The organism is Micromonospora halotolerans, assembly GCF_032108445.1.
In the GTDB taxonomy this organism is placed as follows: domain Bacteria; phylum Actinomycetota; class Actinomycetes; order Mycobacteriales; family Micromonosporaceae; genus Micromonospora; species Micromonospora halotolerans.
The window spans coordinates 669,374-688,142 of sequence record NZ_CP134876.1; the positions used below are offsets into that span (position 1 = coordinate 669,374).

The 18,769-nt window shown below is 75.3% G+C and carries 17 protein-coding genes; 12 read left to right on the top strand and 5 right to left on the bottom strand.

Features of this window, described 5'->3' with window-relative positions; all coding sequences use genetic code 11:
• Nucleotides 1–7: 7 nt before the first annotated feature.
• A complete protein-coding gene (locus tag RMN56_RS03040) occupies nucleotides 8–1,642 on the bottom strand; it encodes a lipase family protein (protein ID WP_313722328.1) in 1,635 nt (544 codons plus the stop codon).
• A gap of 236 nt (nucleotides 1,643–1,878) precedes the next feature.
• Here RMN56_RS03040 and RMN56_RS03045 point away from each other — a divergent pair, with 236 nt between their 5' ends.
• The 9 genes from RMN56_RS03045 (at nucleotide 1,879) to RMN56_RS03085 (ending at nucleotide 12,717) form a co-directional block, all read left to right on the top strand.
• Nucleotides 1,879–3,627: an ATP-binding protein gene (locus RMN56_RS03045; RefSeq protein ID WP_313722329.1), complete on the top strand. Its 1,749-nt coding sequence runs from the start codon at nucleotides 1,879–1,881 to the stop codon at nucleotides 3,625–3,627.
• Between the two features lie 10 nt (nucleotides 3,628–3,637).
• Nucleotides 3,638–4,786 (top strand): exonuclease SbcCD subunit D, encoded by a 1,149-nt coding sequence (locus RMN56_RS03050; protein WP_313722330.1) that lies wholly within the window; start codon nucleotides 3,638–3,640, stop codon nucleotides 4,784–4,786.
• Nucleotides 4,786–7,260 (top strand): AAA family ATPase, encoded by a 2,475-nt coding sequence (locus RMN56_RS03055; RefSeq protein ID WP_313722331.1) that lies wholly within the window; start codon nucleotides 4,786–4,788, stop codon nucleotides 7,258–7,260. The genes RMN56_RS03050 and RMN56_RS03055 overlap by 1 nt, the downstream gene beginning before the upstream one ends.
• A gap of 19 nt (nucleotides 7,261–7,279) precedes the next feature.
• Nucleotides 7,280–8,236: a hypothetical protein gene (locus RMN56_RS03060; RefSeq protein WP_313722332.1), complete on the top strand. Its 957-nt coding sequence runs from the start codon at nucleotides 7,280–7,282 to the stop codon at nucleotides 8,234–8,236.
• The gene (locus tag RMN56_RS03065; RefSeq protein ID WP_313722333.1) at nucleotides 8,236–9,093 is read left to right on the top strand and encodes a spermidine synthase; all 858 of its coding nucleotides are present in this window, start codon (nucleotides 8,236–8,238) and stop codon (nucleotides 9,091–9,093) included. The genes RMN56_RS03060 and RMN56_RS03065 overlap by 1 nt, the downstream gene beginning before the upstream one ends.
• Before the next feature lie 82 nt (nucleotides 9,094–9,175).
• Nucleotides 9,176–9,874 (top strand): sigma-70 family RNA polymerase sigma factor, encoded by a 699-nt coding sequence (locus RMN56_RS03070; protein WP_151465193.1) that lies wholly within the window; start codon nucleotides 9,176–9,178, stop codon nucleotides 9,872–9,874.
• Nucleotides 9,871–10,656 (top strand): anti-sigma factor family protein, encoded by a 786-nt coding sequence (locus RMN56_RS03075; RefSeq protein ID WP_313722334.1) that lies wholly within the window; start codon nucleotides 9,871–9,873, stop codon nucleotides 10,654–10,656. The genes RMN56_RS03070 and RMN56_RS03075 overlap by 4 nt, the downstream gene beginning before the upstream one ends.
• Before the next feature lie 206 nt (nucleotides 10,657–10,862).
• Nucleotides 10,863–11,507 carry a hypothetical protein gene (locus tag RMN56_RS03080; protein WP_313722335.1) on the top strand — a complete coding sequence of 215 codons (645 nt, stop codon included), beginning with the start codon at nucleotides 10,863–10,865 and terminating at the stop codon, nucleotides 11,505–11,507.
• A 295-nt stretch (nucleotides 11,508–11,802) separates the two neighbouring features.
• The gene (locus tag RMN56_RS03085; protein WP_313722336.1) at nucleotides 11,803–12,717 is read left to right on the top strand and encodes a DNA-3-methyladenine glycosylase family protein; all 915 of its coding nucleotides are present in this window, start codon (nucleotides 11,803–11,805) and stop codon (nucleotides 12,715–12,717) included.
• Here RMN56_RS03085 and RMN56_RS03090 read toward each other — a convergent pair.
• Nucleotides 12,711–13,232, bottom strand: a complete 522-nt coding sequence (locus RMN56_RS03090) for a DUF1990 domain-containing protein (protein ID WP_313722337.1) — start codon at nucleotides 13,230–13,232, stop codon at nucleotides 12,711–12,713. The genes RMN56_RS03085 and RMN56_RS03090 overlap by 7 nt on opposite strands.
• Before the next feature lie 93 nt (nucleotides 13,233–13,325).
• Here RMN56_RS03090 and RMN56_RS03095 point away from each other — a divergent pair, with 93 nt between their 5' ends.
• A complete protein-coding gene (locus tag RMN56_RS03095; RefSeq protein ID WP_313722338.1) occupies nucleotides 13,326–13,832 on the top strand; it encodes a GNAT family N-acetyltransferase in 507 nt (168 codons plus the stop codon).
• On the opposite strand, the gene RMN56_RS03100 is transcribed toward RMN56_RS03095, so the two are convergent.
• Both RMN56_RS03100 and RMN56_RS03105 read right to left on the bottom strand, forming a co-directional pair.
• Complete coding sequence (locus tag RMN56_RS03100; RefSeq protein ID WP_313722339.1) at nucleotides 13,807–14,229, bottom strand: SRPBCC family protein; 423 nt, start codon at nucleotides 14,227–14,229, stop codon at nucleotides 13,807–13,809. The genes RMN56_RS03095 and RMN56_RS03100 overlap by 26 nt on opposite strands.
• Before the next feature lie 65 nt (nucleotides 14,230–14,294).
• A complete protein-coding gene (locus tag RMN56_RS03105; RefSeq protein WP_091311643.1) occupies nucleotides 14,295–14,507 on the bottom strand; it encodes a hypothetical protein in 213 nt (70 codons plus the stop codon).
• 135 nt (nucleotides 14,508–14,642) lie between these two features.
• Here RMN56_RS03105 and RMN56_RS03110 point away from each other — a divergent pair, with 135 nt between their 5' ends.
• Nucleotides 14,643–15,755 (top strand): ATP-dependent DNA ligase, encoded by a 1,113-nt coding sequence (locus tag RMN56_RS03110; protein ID WP_313722340.1) that lies wholly within the window; start codon nucleotides 14,643–14,645, stop codon nucleotides 15,753–15,755.
• A gap of 34 nt (nucleotides 15,756–15,789) precedes the next feature.
• Complete coding sequence (locus RMN56_RS03115) at nucleotides 15,790–17,376, top strand: alpha/beta hydrolase (protein ID WP_313722341.1); 1,587 nt, start codon at nucleotides 15,790–15,792, stop codon at nucleotides 17,374–17,376.
• Between the two features lie 15 nt (nucleotides 17,377–17,391).
• Here the strand turns inward: RMN56_RS03115 and RMN56_RS03120 are convergent, their stop codons facing one another.
• On the bottom strand, nucleotides 17,392–18,666 hold the full coding sequence (locus RMN56_RS03120; RefSeq protein ID WP_313722342.1) for a YncE family protein: 1,275 nt from the start codon (nucleotides 18,664–18,666) through the stop codon (nucleotides 17,392–17,394).
• Nucleotides 18,667–18,769: the final 103 nt, after the last annotated feature.

Consider the following 18,769-nt stretch of genomic DNA (forward strand, 5'->3'; position numbering starts at 1 on the left):
CCGCCGGTCAGCGGGGCTCGCAGATCCGGCCGGTGAAGGCCGGGTCGCCCTCCCGGGCGGCCGCCCACACCGGGTTGAGGGCCAACGGCAGCGGTGGGGCCTGCCAGGCGGCGCCCAGCCGCTGGAACAGGCGGTACTCCCGGCGCGGCTCGTCGACCCGGTCGCCGGCGAGGAAGTCGACCAGCCGTTCCTGGGCGAGCCGCTCGCCGATCAGCCCTCCGTGCAGGGCGGGCATCTGGAACACCGGGATCCGGCTGTACTCGCCGGGCGGCGCCTCCGCCGCGCTGACCGTGGGCAGGAAGGCGATCATGCGGACGCCGGCCACCGGGCAGAGCGTGCGGTTGCGGTAGAAGGGCGCGTTGACCAGCACCGAGCGGACGAAGGGCTCGTCCGGGGTGCTCTTCACCTCGCGGCCCAGGTTGGCCAGCCAGAAGATCCCCCGCAGCTCCCAGCCGGCGGCCACGCCCCACCCGCGGTAACCCGGGGGTGGGTAGTAGGCCCGGCCGGGCTGGATGAGCGGGCTGAACAGCAGCACCGCCTCCACCGGTAGGGGCTGCGCCCACCGGTCCAGGTAGGTCCGCGCCACCATGGCCCCCTCACTGAACCCGAGCAGGGCGATCGGCCGGCCGGTCCGGCGGTGCAACTCGTCGATCTGCGCGGCCAGCAGCACCGCGCTGGAGTCGAGGGACTGGTGGGTGTCCTGCGGCCGGTAGGGCAACGGACGCTTCTGCCGGTCGAGACCCCGGTAGGAGAAGCGCTCCACCCGAGGGTCCGCCGGTTGCCGGCCGTTCCACTGCGAGTCGTGTCCGGCGATGGCGATCACCGCGTGCGGCACCCGGTCGGGTAGCCGCTCGGTGAGCAGCGGGGGCAGCCACTCCGGCGGTGGACCCGTCGCCAGGCCGACGAGGGACTGCGACCCGACGGCGGCGGCCATGGTGAGGGCGATGGCCACCGGCGCGACCGGGGCCCGGGCCAGGCGGATCCGGGCCGGCAGCACGGCCGCCGACACGGTGCGCTGCCAGAGCAGGCCGTTGGCCAGGCCGGCCAGCGCGGCCACCGGGACGCCCCACCAGCCCGACGTGCTGGAGATGACCGCGCCCGCGACGGTGAGCACCACGAAGTTGAGCACGGACCAGCCGAGCAGCTCGATGGTGGGCAGGCCGCGCCACCAGTTCCCGACCACGCCGGCGCGCTGGAGGAACGGGGCGAGCACCAGCATCGGGGCGAGCGAGGCGAACAGGTAGAGCGAGAGCGCGACCGCCGAGAAGGCGACCGAGATGGCGGCCCACGGCGAGATGATGACCAGCGCGAGGGCGGCCACCTCCAGGTTCCGCCGCAGCAGCCAGCCGAACGGTGGGCGCGCCACCCGCGCGGGCCAGGCCAGCGCGGTCAGCCCGGCGGAGAGCAGCCCGCGGAACACGGTGAGTACCACCAGGCCGAGCCCGAAGTTCCACCAGGAGTCGTGGTAGACCAGCAGCCACCGCAGGTCGTGGAACGAGTCGTAGGGCCAGACCGCGGTCACCTGGGGCGCCAGCCCCCGGGCGCCGTGGAAGCCGATGCCCACCACCACCGTTTCCTGCAGAACCGGCGGCAGCACGGCGAGCGCCAGCAGCAACGCGGTCCGGTTCCGGACTGCTTCCACCGCCGCTCCTCGTGCCTTCCGTCCTCCGGCCCCTTGCAGGATCCCCCGGGAGACGACCCGGTGGTGCCGGAATGGCCGACCGGGGCGTACGGAGAGTCAGCGGGTGGCGTCTCTGCGCACGGTCGGCGGACCGGCGAGGTGGCGTCCGCCGCGTCGCGTGGCAACCTGTCGCATCCCTCGGGCAGGATGCACGACGTGCGCCGCGAACGGGACGACCAGCCGACCGGAGACCGCCGATGACCGACGACCTGCTCGACGGCCCCGGCGACGGGGTCGGCCGGGTGCTCGGCACCGCCGACGCCACCCCGCTCACCTTCTGGACGGCGGTCGCCCCGGGCAGCTACCTCCAGCTCGACGACGTCGTGGTGACCCGCCGCGAGCTGCCCGACCGGGAGCCGGTCACCATCGCCGGGGTCGTCACCCAGGTCCGCGCCCGCCACGAGGGCGCGCAGTTCGACTCCGACGTGTTCGCCATCGCCGACGGCACCCTGCCGGCCCAGGTCCAGGAGGCCGCCGAGATCACCACCACCCGCGTCGACCCCGAGTTCTACGTGCCGCCCACCCCGGGCGCCGTGGTGCACCGGGCCGAGGGCGACGCGCGGGCCCGGGCGCTGCACTTCGACCGGATGGAGCGGCGCATCCCGATGGGCATGGGTCGCGACGGTGTGCCGGTCTACCTCAACGCCGACTTCCTCGACGGCACCCGGGGCGCGCACGTGTCCATCTCCGGCATCTCCGGCGTGGCCACCAAGACCAGCTTCGCCACCTTCCTGCTCTACTCGGTCTTCCGCTCCGGCGTGCTCGGCGGCGACGCGGTCAACGCCAAGGCGCTGATCTTCAACGTCAAGGGCGAGGACCTGCTCTTCCTCGACCACCCCAACACCCGGCTCGACGACGCCACCCGGGCCGGCTACGCGAAGCTCGGGCTCGACGCGGGCGCCTTCCCCGACGTCCGGGTCTACGCGCCGCCCCGGGTCGGCGACTCCTCCGGCACGCCGGACGTGAGCAGCCGGCTCACCGGGGTGGACAGCTTCTACTGGACGCTGAGCGAGTTCTGCGCCGACCGCCTGCTGCCCTACGTCTTCGCCGACGCCGACGACGAGCGCCAGCAGTACACGATGGTGGTGCACTCGGTCGCCGCCCACCTGGCCCGATACGCCCAGCCGGCCGACGGCGGGGTGAGCATCGACGGGGTGCGGCTGGGGTCCTACGCCGACCTGGTCGACCACGTCGTCGGGCAGCTCAACGACGACGAGACCCGCAGCGAGTGGGCGGGCAGCGCGGTGGGCCTCGGCACGGTCAACGCGTTCGCGCGTCGGCTGATCGGCAGCAAGAAGGACCTCGCCCGGCTCATCCGGGGCGACCTCGCCACCCGCCGGCCGCACTCGATCAACACGGCCGAGTCCGCCCAGGTCACCGTGGTCGACCTGCACAACCTCCCGGACCGGGCGCAGCGCTTCGTGGTCGGCGTGACGCTCAAGAGCGAGTTCGAGCGCAAGGAGAAGGCGGGCACCGCGAAGCCGCTGCTCTTCGTGGTCCTCGACGAGCTCAACAAGTACGCGCCCCGGGAGGGCTCCTCCCCGATCAAGGAGGTGCTGCTCGACATCGCCGAGCGGGGCCGCTCGCTCGGGGTGATCCTGGTCGGCGCCCAGCAGACCGCCAGCGAGGTGGAACGGCGGATCGTCACCAACTCGGCGGTCCGGGTGGTCGGGCGGCTCGACCCGGCCGAGGCGTCCCGACCGGAATACGGCTTCCTCCCGCCCGCCCAGCGCCAGCGGGCGCTGCTGGCCAAGCCGGGCACCATGTTCGTCAACCAGCCCGACATCCCGGTCCCGCTCTGCCTGGAGTTCCCCTTCCCGGCCTGGGCCACCCGGGTCTCCGAGGCCGGCCGGGCGCCCTCGGAGACGCTGCGCTCGATCACCCAGGCGGCCGACCCGTTCGCGGTGGTCGGCTCCGGGACCTCCGACGACGACATCCCGTTCTAGAGGGCTGACCATGAAGATCCTGCACACCTCCGACTGGCACGTCGGCAAGGTCCTCAAGGGGCAGTCCCGGGCCGAGGAGCACAAGCAGGTCCTCGCCCAGGTGATCGAGATCGCCCGGGTCGAGCGGCCCGACCTGGTGATCGTGGCCGGCGACCTCTACGACACGGCGGCGCCCACCCCGGAGGCGACCCGGCTGGTCACCCGGGCGCTGACCGCGCTGCGCCGCACCGGCGCGGACGTGGTGGCGATCGGCGGCAACCACGACAACGGCGCGGCGCTCGACGCGCTGCGCCCCTGGGCCGAGGCCGCCGGGATCACGCTGCGGGGCAGCGTCCGGGAAAACCCGGCCGAGCACGTCATCGACGGCGCCACCCGCGACGGCGAGCGCTGGCAGGTCGCCGCGCTGCCCTTCCTCTCCCAGCGCTACGCCGTCCGCGCCGTGGAGATGTACGACCTGACCCCCGCCGAGGCCAACCAGACCTACGCCGACCACCTCGGGCGGGTGCTCGCCCGGCTGGCCGAGGGGTTCACCGAGCCGGACCGGGTGCACCTGGTCACCGCCCACCTCACCGTGGTCGGTGCGAGCACCGGCGGTGGCGAGCGGGACGCGCACACGGTGCTCGGCTACGCGGTGCCGGCGACCGTGTTCCCCGGCAACGCGCACTACGTGGCGCTGGGCCACCTGCACCGCTCGCAGCGGGTGATCGGCCCCTGCCCGGTCCGCTACAGCGGCAGCCCGCTCGCCGTCGACTTCGGCGAGCAGGAGAACGTCGCGTCGGTGACGATCGTCGAGGTGACCGCGACGACCGCCGCGCAGATCCGGGAGGTGCCGGTGCCCGGCGCCGTCCCGCTGCGCACGGTCCGCGGCACCCTGGCCCAGCTCGCCGAGATCGACGCGCCCGACGGCTGGCTGCGGGTCTACGTCCGCGAGCAGCCCCGCGCCGGGCTGCGGGAGGAGGTGCAGGAGCTGCTCCCCCGGGCGCTGGAGATCCGGATCGACCCGGAGCTGGTGCCCGCACCGGGCAGCGGCACCCGCACCGCCCAGCGGGCCGGGCGCTCGCCGCGCGAGCTGTTCGCCGACTACCTGGGCAGCCGGGGCCACGCCGACGAGGATGTCCGGCACCTCTTCGACGAGCTGCTCGAGGAGATTGATCACTGATGCGGCCGATGCGGCTGGACATGGCGGGCTTCACCGTCTTCCGCGAGGAGACCACCGTCGACTTCACCGACGCGGATTTCTTCGCGCTGGTCGGGCCGACCGGCTCGGGCAAGTCGACGGTGCTCGACGCGATCTGCTTCGCCCTCTACGGCACGGTCCCCCGCTGGGGCGGCACGCGTGGTCTGGCCAACGCCCTGGCCCCGTCCGCCACCGAGGCGCGGGTGCGGCTGGTCTTCGAGTCCGCCGGCGACCGGTACGTGGCCACCCGGGTGGTCCGCCGGGACGGGCGGGGCACGGTGAAGACGGCCAACGCCGGGCTCCAGCTCATGCCGCCCGGGTTCGACGTCACCAAGCTCGACACCGGGCTCAGCCCGGAGGACCTCGGCGAGGTGGTGGCCGGCACCCCGGCCGAGATGGAGCAGGCGGTGCTCGATGCGGTCGGGCTGCCGTACGAGCAGTTCACCAGTTGCGTGGTGCTGCCGCAGGGGCAGTTCGCCGACTTCCTCCACGCCAAGCCGGCCACCCGGCAGCAGATCCTCGTCAACCTCCTCGGTCTGGGCATCTACGAGGAGGTGCAGAAGAAGGCCACCGAGCGCGCCGGGCAGGCCGAGGCGAAGCTGGAGGCGGTCGACAAGGTGCTCGGCGGGCTCGCCGACGTCGACGACGGGAGCCTGGCCGCCGCCCGGGAGCGGGTCGACCGGATGCGGGAGCTGGCCGGGGCGGTCGCGGCGGCCGTACCGGAGCTGGAGCGGGTGCGGGCGACGGCGCGCGAGCAGGCGGCGGCGCTCGCGGCGCTCGACGCCGAGCTGACCGTGCTGGCCGGGGTCCGGCCGCCGGACGGGATCGCCGAGCTGGCCCGGGCGGTGTCCGCCGCGCGGGCGGCCGCCGACGAGGCGGCCGCCGCCGTCGGGCTGGCCGAGGAGCGCGAGGAGAAGCTGCGCGGCGAGCTGACCGCGGCCGGCGACGAGAGTGCGCTGCGTCTCCAGCTGAAGGCCCATGCCGACCGGGAGCGGCTGACCGGCGAGACGGCCGCGGTCCGCGCGGCGGTGGACGCGGCGCAGGCCGAGCACGACGCGGCGGCCGGGGCGCTCGCCGCGGCCCGGGCCGAGGCCGAGCGGGCCGAGGCGCAGCTGGAGGCGGCGTTCCGGGCGCACGAGGAGGCGAAGGCCGTCGACCAGGCGGTGGCGCTGCGGGCGCACCTGGTCGACGGCGCGCCCTGCCCGGTCTGTGAGCAGCCGGTCGCGCGGGTGCCGGCCGTGCCGAAGGGGTCGGCGGTGACCCGGGCGCTCGCGGCCGGCAAGGCGGCCCGGGCGGCCAGCGAGGCCGCCAAGCGGGTGGTGCAGGAGCGCGACGCGGCCGCCCGCGAGCTGGACCGGGTGCTGCTGCGCGCCCGGGCCGAGCACGACCAGCTGGGGGCCCGGCTGGCCGAGCTGGACGGCCAGCTCGCCGGCGCCGCCACCCCGGAGGCGCTGCGCGGCGCCCTGGCCGAGCACGCCCGGTTGCGCCGGGCGCTGGAGGAGGCGGCGGGTGCGGTCCGCGCGGGCCGCGACGCCGCGCGCCGGGCCCGCAGCTCGCTCGACGGGGCGCAGGAGCGGCTGCGCCGGGCCTGGCGCGACTTCGACACGGTCCGCGACGGGCTGGCCCGGTTCGGCCCGCCGGCGGCGGACCGCGACGACGTGGCCGCCGCCTGGGGTGTCCTCGCCGAGTGGGCCGGCGAGCAGGCCGGCCGGCGGCGCGGCGACCGGGACGGGCTGGCCGCCGCCGTCGACGCCGCCGAGGCGGCGGCGGGCGAGGTCGCGGAGCGGATCGGCGGGCTCTTCGACGCCGCCGGGCTGCCCGCCCCGCGGGACGCGCAGCGCGACGCCGCGGTGGCGGTGGAGCGGGCCGAGGCGGAGCTGCGCCGGCTGGAGGAGCGCCGCGAGCAGGCCGCCGAGCTGCGCGAGCAGCGGGCCGGCCACGAGCGGGAGGCCCGGGTGGCCCGCGCCCTCGCCGGGCACCTACGGGCCAACAACTTCGAGCGCTGGCTGCTGGCCGAGGCGCTGGACCTGCTGGTCGACGGCGCCTCGCGGATCCTGCGCGAGCTCTCCGGCGGCCAGTACGACCTGGTGCACGACAAGGGCGAGTTCTTCGTGGTCGACCACCACGACGCCGGGCTGCGGCGCGGGGTGCGCACGCTCTCCGGCGGGGAGACCTTCCAGGCGTCGCTGGCGCTGGCGCTGGCCCTCTCCGAGCAGCTCGCCGGGATGTCCACGAGCGCGGCCAGCCTGGAGTCGATCGTCCTGGACGAGGGCTTCGGCACGCTGGACGCGGCGACCCTCGACACGGTGGCGGCCACTCTGGAGAACCTGGCCGCCCGGGGCGACCGGATGGTCGGCGTGGTCACCCACGTGCCGGCGCTCGCCGAGCGGATCCCGGTCCGCTTCGAGGTCCGCAAGGACGCCCGCACGGCCCGCGTCGAACGCACCGGCCTGTGAGCGCGGGAAGGGCGGCCCGGTGACGAGGTTCTTCGTCGACGCGTGGGACCCGGCCTACGGGGCGTCGTTCGAGGCGGGTGGGGGCGGCCCGGCGGCGCCGAGCAGCGCCCAGGTCGACGCCGACGTCGAGCTGCCCGCCACCGACTGGCGGGCCGTCGACGTGCGGCGCGACGTCGCCGCCCCGGACGTGGTACTGCTGGTCGACGGGGTACGCCGGATCGACGCCAGCGTCTGGACGGCGGAGGACGACGGCGGGTCGTTCCCGGGCATCGCCGCCTCGTACGCGGCGGGGGTGGTCCGCTGCGACCTGGAGCGGGGCGTGGCGGAACTGGCCGGGTCGCGGGTGGACCGGGGCCTGTTCACGGCCAGCCCGTCGGCGCAGGACGTGGTGGCCGGCGCGATCCACTACCCGGTGCACCGGGTGAGCGGCACGGGCGAGCTGAGCAAGCTCCCCGCCGCCGTGCAGGGCCCGCTGACCGCCCTGGAGGTGGCGGTCTCCGACGCCGTGCGGGCCGACGGCGACCTGCTGGTGGTGGACGGGCCGCTGCGCAGCCGGCGGAACCTGCCCCGCACCCTCGGCTACATCAAGACCCAGCACAGCCAGTACCTGGACGGGCGGCTCACCGCCGTGGTCACCGGGCTGGCGCCGGGGCAGCGCTGCCCGGTGTTCCGGCTGGGCACCGCATGGGGTGGCTACTCGTGGTATCTGCGGCTGCCGGTGGCCGGCGGCGCCCCGTGGGCCGGCATCGTGCGGGTCGAGTGCTCCGCCGAGCTGACCGAGACCGAGGCCATCGGGCTGGCCGACCTGTCCCTGGTCACGCTGCCCCGGTTCGCCTCCAGCCCGTACAAGGATCCCCGCGCCCCGCAGAACCTCATCCCCATCGCCGGCCTGGAGCGGCGGCTGCGCGGGATGCTCGGCGACGCCCGCCTGCTGCACCGGGTGCTCACCGCGGCGGCCCGGGGGATCCGGCGCTGATGGGCCGCCGACGCGGCGCGGACCGGGCGGTCACGCAGGTCGACACCGGCCAGGCCGAGCTGGTGCCGGACCCGGACCGGCCGGGCTCCTGGACGCTGCTGCTCGACGGGGCCCCGCAGTCCCATGTGGACCTCACCGACCCCACCCACCTGGAGTTCGAGTACGTCCGGCGGCTGGCCGCCGCCATCGACCTGGTCGCGCCGGCGGGCGCGCCGCTGCGGGTGCTGCACCTGGGCGGCGGCGCGCTCACCCTCCCCCGCTACGTGCAGGCCACCCGTCCCGGCTCCACGCAGCGGGTGTCCGAGGTGGACGGCGCGCTGGTGGAGCTGGTGCGGCGGGAGCTGCCCTGGCCGGCCGACCCCCGGCTGCGGGTCCGGGTCGCCGACGCCCGGGCCACCCTGGCGTCGAGCCGGGACGGCAGCTACGACGTGGTGGTCGCGGACGTCTTCGCCGGCGCCCGCACCCCCGCCCACCTGACCTCGGCCGAGTACGCCGCCGAGGTGGCCCGGGTGCTCCGGCCCGACGGCTGCTACCTGGCGAACATCGCCGACGGCCCGCCGCTGCGGCACGCCCGCGGGCAGGTCGCCACGGTGCGCACCGTGCTGCCCCGCGCCTGCCTGGTCGGCGACGCGGCGGTGCTGCGCGGCCGGCGCTACGGCAACCTCGTGCTCGTCGCGTCCCGGGTGGAGCCGCCGGTGCCGGAGCTGACCCGGCGGGCCGCCGGCGACTGGTTCCCCGGCCGGGTGCTGTCCGGCGCCGAGCTGGACCGCTTCGCCGGGGGCGCCCCGGTGGTCCACGACGCCGACGCCACCGACTCCACACCGCCCCCGCCCGGAATTTTTTCCGTCCGGCGTTGATCCGCCCGGCGGGCCGATCCGTATCACCGGGCGGCCATGCCCGTGGGGGGTCGGCTGAGTCATTGGACACCGGAGGTCTTGCATGCACGCGGTGGCGGCCGGCTGGCACGGCGAGGTGGCGAGGCCCGAGTGGATGTTCGCCCGGGCACAGCCCCGGTCGCGCGCGTCGAGGTCGGGTCGAGGGGTCGACGCCTGTCCCTCGGATCGCCAGAATGACCCGGTGACGCCGCGACCGGCGCCCGGACGCCACCAGGCCACGTCCACCGAGGCGAGCCACTCCGACCAGCTGATCCGCCTGCTCTACGCCGAGCACGCCGGGCCCCTGCTGATGTTCGTGATGCGGCTGACCGGCGGTGACCGGCAGCGCGCCGAGGACATCGTGCAGGAGACGCTGCTGCGGGCCTGGCGCAACGCGCACCGGCTGGGCACCCATGGTCAGGGCTCGCTGCGCCCCTGGCTCGTCACGGTGGCCCGGCGCATCGCCATCGACGAGCACCGCAGCGAACAGGCCCGCCCCGCGGAGACGTACGACCGGGACCTGACCGCGTTCGCCGAGGCGGACAGCACCGACCGGGTGCTGCGCACGATGACCGTGGCGGACGCGCTGCGTACGCTGAGCCAGTCCCACCGGGAGATCCTGGTGGCGACGTACTTCCGGGGGCGTACCGTGCCCGAGGCGGCCGAGGAGCTGGGCCTTCCGCTCGGCACCGCGAAGTCGCGGGTCTACTACGCGCTGCGCGCGCTGCGCACGGCCCTGCAGGAGAGGGGGGTGACGGAATGAGCCGCGCGGACCACATGGACGTCGCCGCGTACGCGCTGGGCGTGCTGGACCCGCAGGACGCGGAGCGGTTCGAGGAGCACCTCGCCACCTGCTGGGCGTGCGCGGCGGAGCTGGAGACGATGGTCCCGGTGGTGGGGATGCTGTCCGGCATCGACGGCGAGGCGATGGCCGCGCTGGAGCAGACGCACACCGACCCGGCGCTGCTGGACCGCACCCTGGTGGCGGTCCGCCGGGACCGGCGGCGCACCCGGATGCGGCAGGTCTTCGCCGCCGCGGCGGCGGTCGTGGTGTTCGGCGGCCTGAGCGGCGTCGGCATGGCCGGGGTGTTCGGCGGCGACGACAAGCCTCTGCCGCAGGCCGAGCCGACCCTCACGGCGCCCGTCACGGCCCCGCCGGCCAGCGAGCCGTCGGACCCCAACGACCCGAACGTCGGCGGCAACGAGCAGGAGGGCGACCAGCACAACGCCGTCGACCCGGGCACCGGCGTGAAGACCACCATGTGGCTGGCGTCGAAGGAGTACGGCACGCAGATCGACCTCCAGCTCACCCGCCTGCCCGGGCCGCGCACCTGCCGGCTGGTCGTGGTCCGGAAGAACGCCACCAGCGAGGTGATCGGCACCTGGTCGGTGCCGGGCGGCGGCTACGGCACGAACACCAACCAGCTGCCGCTGGAGCTGAGCGCGTCCACCTCGGCCCCGCTCAAGGACATCGAGAAGATCCAGGTGCAGTCGGTCGACGTCAACGGCATCGCCAGCCCGCTGGTGACGGTGAGCGACCTCTGATCCCGCCGGACCGCCGGCGCCGGGCAGCGACACCGCCCGGCGCCGTTCCGTCGTGCCCGGCCACGCCGATCCCGACGTGCTCCCCCACGCGCCGCCGGCCGGATCGGTTCAACGGATCCACTGTGAAATGGAGCACCCTTTTCTCTTCAACCTTGACAGCGCACCGCCCGTACTACTCGGCGAACTGCCAAGAACGAGGAGGGCACGTGGCAAACCTGAAGCGGACGACCGTCATCGTCGCGAGCGCGATGGTCGCACTAACGGCCTGCGCCCCCGCGGGCTACGACGGGGCGAACTCGAGCGCGGCCGAGCCGGTCGCCGTCGCCGCGGCCGAACCCACCGCGTCGGCCGAACCGGAAGCCTCCGCGTCTCCGGACGCGCCGGCCGACAAGGCTCCCCCGTCCGACGTGCAACTCACCGACGAACTGGTCGGCAAGAAGCTGCCCCGGATGGGCAAGGTCGTCACCGACCAGGACGGCTGGGTGCTGTACCGGTTCGACAAGGACTCGGCCGACCCACCGCAGTCCAACTGCGTGGACAAGTGCGCCCAGGTCTGGCCGCCCGCGCTGACCGACGGCAACCCGCAGCTCCAGGGCGTCTCCGACGACAAGGTCAGCACGGTCACCCGGCAGGACGGTACCCGGCAGATCACCATCGGGGGCTGGCCGGTCTACCGCTACATCGGGGACAAGAAGCCCGGCCAGTGGAAGGGCCAGGGCGTCGGCGGCACCTGGTTCGTGGTCGACCCGAACGGCAAGAAGAACCTCACCTGCCTGCCCTCCGGCACCCCCAAGGCGGTCGCCCCGCCGGCGTCGGGCGACTCGGGCGGCGACTCGGGCTACTCCTACTGACGGACCCCGGACACGGTGGCCGGTCGCAGCCGGGGAGGGCGCGGCCGGCCACCGTCGTGGTTCCGGGACGACGGCTATCCGGCAGCCCCGCGTCCCGACGCGGCGCCGGCCCGATGCGGGCCGGCGCCGCACCCCACACGCCGGACCCCCGAGACACATACGGGCCGGCGCCGCACCCCACACGCCGGACCCCCGAGACACATACGGGCCGGCGCCGCACCCCACACGCCGGACCCCGAACACATGCGGGCCGGCGGCGCGCCGTGTTCCGCGCAGGTCATGGCAGAGTGGCGGGGTGACCTCCCCCGCCGCCCGCCGCACGCTGCGCCCCCCGGCCGGCTACCGGCTGGCCGCCTCGGTCCGCGCGCTCACCTTCAGCCCCTACGACCCGTGCGCCCGGATCGCCGCCGGCAGCTTCTGGTGGGCCACCCGCACCCCGGCCGGACCGGCCACCCTCGCGCTGCGCCCCGAGGCGGGCGACCTGGTCGCCGAGGGCTACGGCCCAGGGGCGGACTGGGTGGTCGAGCGGGCCGACGCGGTGGCCGGGCTCCGCGACGACCTCACCGGGTTCGCCGCGCTGGCCGGCGCGCACCCGCTGGTGGCCCGGCTGGCCCGCGAGCACCACGGGCTGCGGATGCCCGCCACCGGCCAGGTCTTCCCCCGGCTGCTGCGCGCCGTCTTCGAGCAGAAGGTCACCGGCAAGGAGGCGTACCGGGCGTACTCCGCGACCGTGCGGCACTTCCGGGAGCCGGCGCCGGGCCCGCTGCAGCCGCTGCTGCTGCCGCCCGACGCCGCCGCGGTGGCGGCCACGCCGTACTGGGTCTTCCACCCGTTCGGGGTGGAGCAGCGGCGCGCCGACACGCTGCGCCGCGCGGCCGCTGTCGCGGACCGGCTGGAACGCTGCGCCGACGCCGCCGAGGCCACCCGCCGGCTCACCGCGATCGCCGGCATCGGGCCGTGGACCGCCGCCGAAGTGGTCCGGATCGCGTACGGGGACCCGGACGCGGTCAGCGTCGGCGACTACCACGTCCCGAACACGGTGGCCTGGGCCCTGGCCGGGGAGCCGCGCGGCGACGACGCCCGGATGCTGGCCCTGCTGGAACCGTTCCGGGGCCACCGCGGCCGGGTCTGCGTGCTGCTGGAGGCCGCCGGCATCCAGGCGCCGAAGTACGGGCCGCGCGCCCCGATCCGCTCCTTCGCCGGCTACTGACCCCGGGCGGTCGCCTGATGGCCGGCGCAGAGCCGGCGCAGGGTCCGGCCGAGCCACCAGGCGTACGCCCGCTGGACGGCCCGGGTGAGCGGCCCGGCGGCGCGCACGTACCAGCGGGCCGGCCGGCTGAACGCGGTCACCTCGAACCAGACCCCGCCGGCGGTCCGGGTGACCAGGAACGCCTCCTCGCCGATCTCCGGGTGCCCGGGCAGGGTGCCGTAGCCGAACCCGGCCCGGTCCGGCTCGTCGACCGTCCAGACCACCTCGGTCGGGCCCCAGACCCGCAGCGGGCCGACGCCCAGCCCCGGGGTGACCCGCACGCCGGGGGCGGCACGCGGCGCGTCGGTCCGCATGACGACGCCGGCGGCCCGGTGCAGCCGCCAGCCGAGCACCGCGTCCGCCGCGGTCGGGAAGCCGCCGTCGGGCAGCCGGACCCGGTGGCGCAGGTGGTCGTAGCCGGCCGGCAGGCGCCCGTCGCGGGTCGCGCCCACCTCGGGGTACGTCAGCTCGGGCACGTCGGCCTCCTCCTCGCGGAAACCCCGCCAGCGTACGGCCGGGCGGGGTGGCCCGCCCGGCGCCGGTGCGGCGGGCTGTGGTGGGCTTGTCGGGTGACCGACCAGCTGACCGTCGCCCCGGCCGGTGTCGCGGACGCCGGCGAGATCCTCACGGTGCAGCGCGCCGCGTACCTGGTGGAGGCGCAGCGCTACCGCGACCTGTTCCTGCCGCCGCTGACCGAGACCCTGGACGAGGTGCGCGCCGCCCTGGCCGGGCCCACCGTGGTGCTGGCCGCCCGGCTCGGGCCCCGCCTCGTCGGCTCGGTACGCGCCCGCGTCGACGGCGACACCGCCCACGTCGGCCGGCTCTCGGTCGCCCCGGACCAGCAGGGACGGGGCATCGGTGGCCGGCTGCTGACCGCGGTGGAGGCCGCGTGCGCCGGTCGGGTGGCCCGGTTCGCCCTGTTCACCGGCGCGGAGAGCGCCGAGAACCTGGGCCTGTACGCGCGGCGCGGCTACCGGGTCGTCACGCACCGGCCGGACGAGAACGGCAACCGCCTGGCGGTGCTGGAGAAGGTGGTCGCGCCCGGCGGGGTCAGCCCTGCTCGCAGCGGCGCCTGAGCCCGTCGGCCTCCTGCCGCAGGTAGCGGCGGATGGTCCGGCCGGCGAGCAGCCCGACGAGCCCGGCCAGCGGGCCGGTCTGGGCCATCACCAGCTCGGCGCGGACCCGCCCGTCGGCCAGCGGGACGAGCCGGTGCTCGCCGCGGCTGTGCACGCCCGGGCTGTCGGACTCCCAGACGAAGAGGTGCGGCGGGTCGAACTCGGTGACCCGCCAGACCGCCGGGCGTAGCCGGGGCTGCGCCAGCCGGGCCGTCGCCCCGAGGGTGAGCGGCCCGGGCTCCTGCCGCCGGGCGGAGGTCACCGAGGGGGTCCACTCCGGCCAGCGCTCCACGTCGGTCTGCACCGCCCAGACCCGGTCGACGTCGGCGGCGATCTCGACGGACTCGACGAAGCGCATGCCGCTCCCCTCCCTGACGTGATCAGGGTCAGGCTACGCCGGGGATCGACCGCGGGTGATCCCGGTCAGGCCGCCTCGCGGAGGTCGGCCAGGCCGACCGGGGCGTACCGGCGGAGCAGCAGCTCCAGCTCGGCCACGGAGGCCACCTCGCCGACGACGTTCGCGCCGCCGCCGTGCTCGGCCGGGTAGCGGTGCACGAGCCGGTAGCGGTAGCGCCCGCGGATCAGCTCCACGCTGACCCGCCAGCGACCGCAGCATCCGCAGCTCCACTCCGGCACGCCGCGACCGTAGCGCTGACCTGCGGTTTCACCATCCGGGCGCGGGTGACGAACGGGACCGGGACGGGACACGCCGCCCGGCGGCGCCGGTGATCCGGCTCACCACCGTCGGTGGGGTCTGATTGACTGGTCGCCGTGGACCTGCCGATCAATCCGCCGGTCGAGCCGATGCTGGCGAAGAGCGTGCCCCAACTGCCCACCGATCCCGGCCTGACCTACGAACCCAAGTGGGACGGCTTCCGCTGCATCATCTTCCGCGACGGCGACGAGGTCGAGTTGGCCAGCCGCGGCGGCAAGACGATGACCCGCTACTTCCCGGAGGTGGTCGAGCAGGCGCGCCGCCAGCTCCCGGAGCGGTGCGCGGTCGACGGCGAGCTGATCGTGATCCGCCGGGACGGCCCCGGCGGCAAGCCTCGGCTCGACTTCGAGCTGCTCGCCCAGCGGATCCACCCGGCCGCCTCCCGGGTGAAGCTGCTCGCCGAGACCACCCCGGCCGACTTCGTCGCCTTCGACCTGCTCGCCCTCGACGACGAGCTGCTGACCGACCGGCCCTACCCGGAGCGCCGGGGCCGCCTGGAGAAGGCGCTGGCCAAGGTCCGCCCGCCGGTGCACGTCACCCAGGTGACCACCGACCCGGAGACGGCCCGGCGCTGGTTCGACGTGTTCGAGGGGGCGGGGCTGGACGGGCTCATCGTCAAGCCGGCCGACCTGCCCTACGAGCCGGGCAAGCGGCTGATGTTCAAGGTCAAGCACGCGCGCACCGCCGACGCCGTGGTGGCCGGGTTCCGCTGGCACAAGTCCGGCCCGGTGGTCGGCTCGCTGCTGCTCGGCCTCTACGACGACGCCGGGGTGCTGCACCACATCGGGGTCAGCTCCTCGTTCACGGCGGCCCGCCGCAAGGAGTTGCTGGACGAGCTGGAGCCCTACCGGGAGGTCGGCGGCGACCACCCGTGGGTGCACGGCGACCACGAGCGGGGGCAGCGCATCCCGGGCGGGGTGAGCCGGTGGACCGGCGGCAAGAACCTGGAGTGGGAGCCGCTACGCCCGGAGCTGGTGGTCGAGGTGGGCTACGACGCCATGGAGGGCGACCGGCTGCGGCACACCGCCCAGTTCGTCCGCTGGCGTCCCGACCGCGATCCCCGCTCCTGCACCTACGAGCAGCTGGAGCGCCCGATCCGCTACGACGTCGACGAGGTGCTCCGGGGGGACCCGGCGGCAACCGCCGGCGAGGGGACGGGCCGGGCGTAGCCTGGCGGTCCACACGATCATGGAGGGCTCCCACGTGACCCGCTTCTCCGTCCGGCTCCGCCGCCGGCCCACCCTGGCCGGGTTCCTCGCGGCGCTGGTGCTCACGGCCGGCTGCACGCTGCCGGCGTTCGCCCCGCGGGCCGAGAGCCAGGGCGAGGCGGCCGCGCCGGGCAGCGCGCCGACCTGGCGGCCCTGCCCGGAGGTGCCGGACGAGCTGGTCGGGCGGGGCGCGACGGGCATGCGCTACGACTGCGCCCGGATCGCCGTCCCCCGCAACTGGGGCACCGGCGCGACGACCGGCGCGACCGCCGGTCCGGGCGCCGGGGAGACCTTCGAGATCGCCTTGATCCGCATCCGGTCGGACAAGCAGCGCGACCGGATCGGGTCGCTGGTGGTGAACCCGGGCGGGCCCGGCGCGTCGGGCGTGGACACCGCGGTCTACCTGTCCTTCGGGCCGGGGTTCGGCGGGCTGCCGGCCGAGGTGACCGACCGGTTCGACATCGTCGGCTTCGACCCGCGCGGGGTGGCCCGGTCCAGCCCGGTGAAGTGCATCTCCGACGCCGACCTGGACGCCAGCTTCGGCTACGACCCCGACCCGGAGAGCCAGGCGTCCTTCGACGGCTTCGTGGACCTCAACCGGCGGATCGGCCAGCGGTGCGGCGCGAAGTACGGCGCCCAGCTCCCGCTCTACGGCACCGAGCAGGCCGCGCGGGACATGGACGCGGTGCGCGCGGCCGTCGGCGACGACAAGCTGACCTACCTCGGCTACTCCTACGGCACCCTGCTCGGCGCGACCTACGCCCAGCTCTACCCGCAGCGGGTGCGGGCGCTGGTGCTCGACGGGGCGGTGGATCCGCGGCAGAAGCTCATGGCCGGCTCGGAGAGTCAGGCGAAGGGCTTCGAGCGGGCGTTCGACAACTTCGCCCGCTGGTGCGCGGCGAACGCCGGTCGCTGCCCGATCGCGCCCGACGCGCGGGCCGCCGTGACCACGGCCATCGACAAGGCCAGGGTCTCTCCGGTGCGCGGCCGGGACGGGCGGGAGGCCACCGCCGGCTGGGTGTTCTACGCGGTCATCTCCTCCCTCTACACCGAGCAGGGCTGGCAGGAGCTGGCCCGGTCGGTCGACGCGTTGCAGGGCGGCGACCCGAGCGGCGTGTTCAAGCTGGCCGACGCGTACGCGGGCCGCGAGGACGACGGGCACTACTCCAACATGTTCGACGCGAACATGGCGGTGAACTGCGCCGACGAGACCGAGAAGCCGACCCGGGAGCGGATCCGGTCGGTCCAGTCGCAGTGGCGGCAGAAGTACCCGCTGTTCGGCCCGGCGCTGGCGGTCGGGATGCTCGGCTGCGTGGAGTGGCCCGGCGGGCGGGACCCGTACCCGACCGGGAAGGCGGCGGGTGCCCCGCCGATCCTGGTGGTCGGCACCACCGGCGACCCGGCCACGCCCTACGAGCAGACCGCCGCGCTGGCCTCGATGCTGGGCGTCGGCCGGGTGCTCACCTGGGAGGGCGAGGGGCACACGGCCTATCCGCAGACCGCCTGCGTGACGGGGGCCGTCGACGCCTACCTGGTCTCGCTCACCGTCCCCCGGGAGGGGCTGCGCTGCCCCGCCCGGTGACGGTGCGCGGGCCGGTCAGCCGGCCGCCGGGGGCGTCCAGTCGAGCGGCAGGTGCCCGATGCGGACCCGCTGCGGGTGGTCGCCGACCGGCACGCTGGCCACCTTCTGCCCGGTGGCGAAGCTGATCGCGGTGACCCGGTCGGCGCCGGACTCGGAGATGACGCAGTCCCGGCCGTCCCCGCTGACCGTGGCCCAGTACGGCTTGCTGGCCGGCACCAGGGTCCCCTCGCGCAGGGTGGCCCGGTCGACGACGGTGGCGTAGTCGTCCATGGTGCCGGCGACGCAGAGCCGGGCGCCGTCCGGGCTGACCGACAGGCCGTGGTGCCGCGAGTCGTTCACCCAGGTGGTGCGGTCCTCGCTGGTGGCGGGGTTCTTCGGCAGGGTGGCGACCCGGGTGACGCGGTCGGTGGCGACGTCGTACTCGACCAGGCCGTTGAAGAACGAGACCTGGAAGTAGAGCCGGCTCCCGTCCGGGGTGAAGACCGCCGGGCGGACCGCGTCGGAGAGGTCGCGGCGACCGGCGGCATCCAGCCGCGACCGCATGTCGATCACCTTCACCACGCCGAAGGTGGTGGTGTCGGCGACGGTGATCCGCCGGTCGCCCTTGGTCCAGTCGAGCCAGGGGGCGTCCAGGTCGGTGTTCACCTCGCCGATGGACATGTTCCACAGCAGCCGGCCGCCGTCGGTGAAGATGTTCTCGTGCGGCTTGTCCCCGGTGGGGAAGGAGCCGACCTGCTGGCCGGTGCGGATGTCGAGCACGTGCACGGTGTTGCCGGTGGAGGCCGACACGGCCACCCGGCTGCCGTCCGGTGACACGGCCATGTGGTCGGCGCGGTAGCCGGAGACCGCGAAGCGCCAGCGGATCTGGCCGGTGGCCAGGTCGATGGAGACGACGTCGGCGAAGCTGGGCCGGGACACCACCAGGGCGGTGCCGTCCGGCGTGGTGTACATGTCGTCGACGAGCTGGTCGTGGCCCTCCCCCGGGCCCTGCCGGATGCCGAGGAAGAACGCCAGCCGGATCGGGTTCAGGTAGATCTCGCGCAGCCGCTCGGTCCGGTCCGGGACCACGTTGATCCGGCCGAGCCGCGCGTAGTCGCCGCGGGACCGGATGACGTCGGCCGTGCCCTCCCAGTTGTTGCCGACGAACATCACCTCCTGCAGGCCGGCGGCGGCCGCGGCGGGGCGGGGTGCCGCCGCCGGGGCCGGCACGGCCAGGGCGAGGGCGGCCAGCGCCGCGAGGGCGGCGCGGCGGCCGCGGCGACGGGGCGGGCGGGTCGGGGCGGGAGTCATGGACGCCTCCTGGTGGCGGGTTGCGACATCAACGTTTCTCTCTGCGCCGGGCGGTGTTACCTTGCGGTAACAATCAGGAGAGCAACCCGCCGGCCGCACCGGA

What these genes read in the sequence shown, in the direction of transcription:
- RMN56_RS03065 (WP_313722333.1), top strand. Translation starts at nt 8,236, where the DNA reads ATGGGCCGCCGACGCGGCGCGGACCGGGCGGTCACGCAGGTCGACACC.
- RMN56_RS03120 (WP_313722342.1), bottom strand. Translation starts at nt 18,666, where the DNA reads ATGACTCCCGCCCCGACCCGCCCGCCCCGTCGCCGCGGCCGCCGCGCC.
- RMN56_RS03070 (WP_151465193.1), top strand. Translation starts at nt 9,176, where the DNA reads ATGCACGCGGTGGCGGCCGGCTGGCACGGCGAGGTGGCGAGGCCCGAG.
- RMN56_RS03100 (WP_313722339.1), bottom strand. Translation starts at nt 14,229, where the DNA reads ATGCGCTTCGTCGAGTCCGTCGAGATCGCCGCCGACGTCGACCGGGTC.
- RMN56_RS03045 (WP_313722329.1), top strand. Translation starts at nt 1,879, where the DNA reads ATGACCGACGACCTGCTCGACGGCCCCGGCGACGGGGTCGGCCGGGTG.
- RMN56_RS03075 (WP_313722334.1), top strand. Translation starts at nt 9,871, where the DNA reads ATGAGCCGCGCGGACCACATGGACGTCGCCGCGTACGCGCTGGGCGTG.
- RMN56_RS03050 (WP_313722330.1), top strand. Translation starts at nt 3,638, where the DNA reads ATGAAGATCCTGCACACCTCCGACTGGCACGTCGGCAAGGTCCTCAAG.
- RMN56_RS03055 (WP_313722331.1), top strand. Translation starts at nt 4,786, where the DNA reads ATGCGGCCGATGCGGCTGGACATGGCGGGCTTCACCGTCTTCCGCGAG.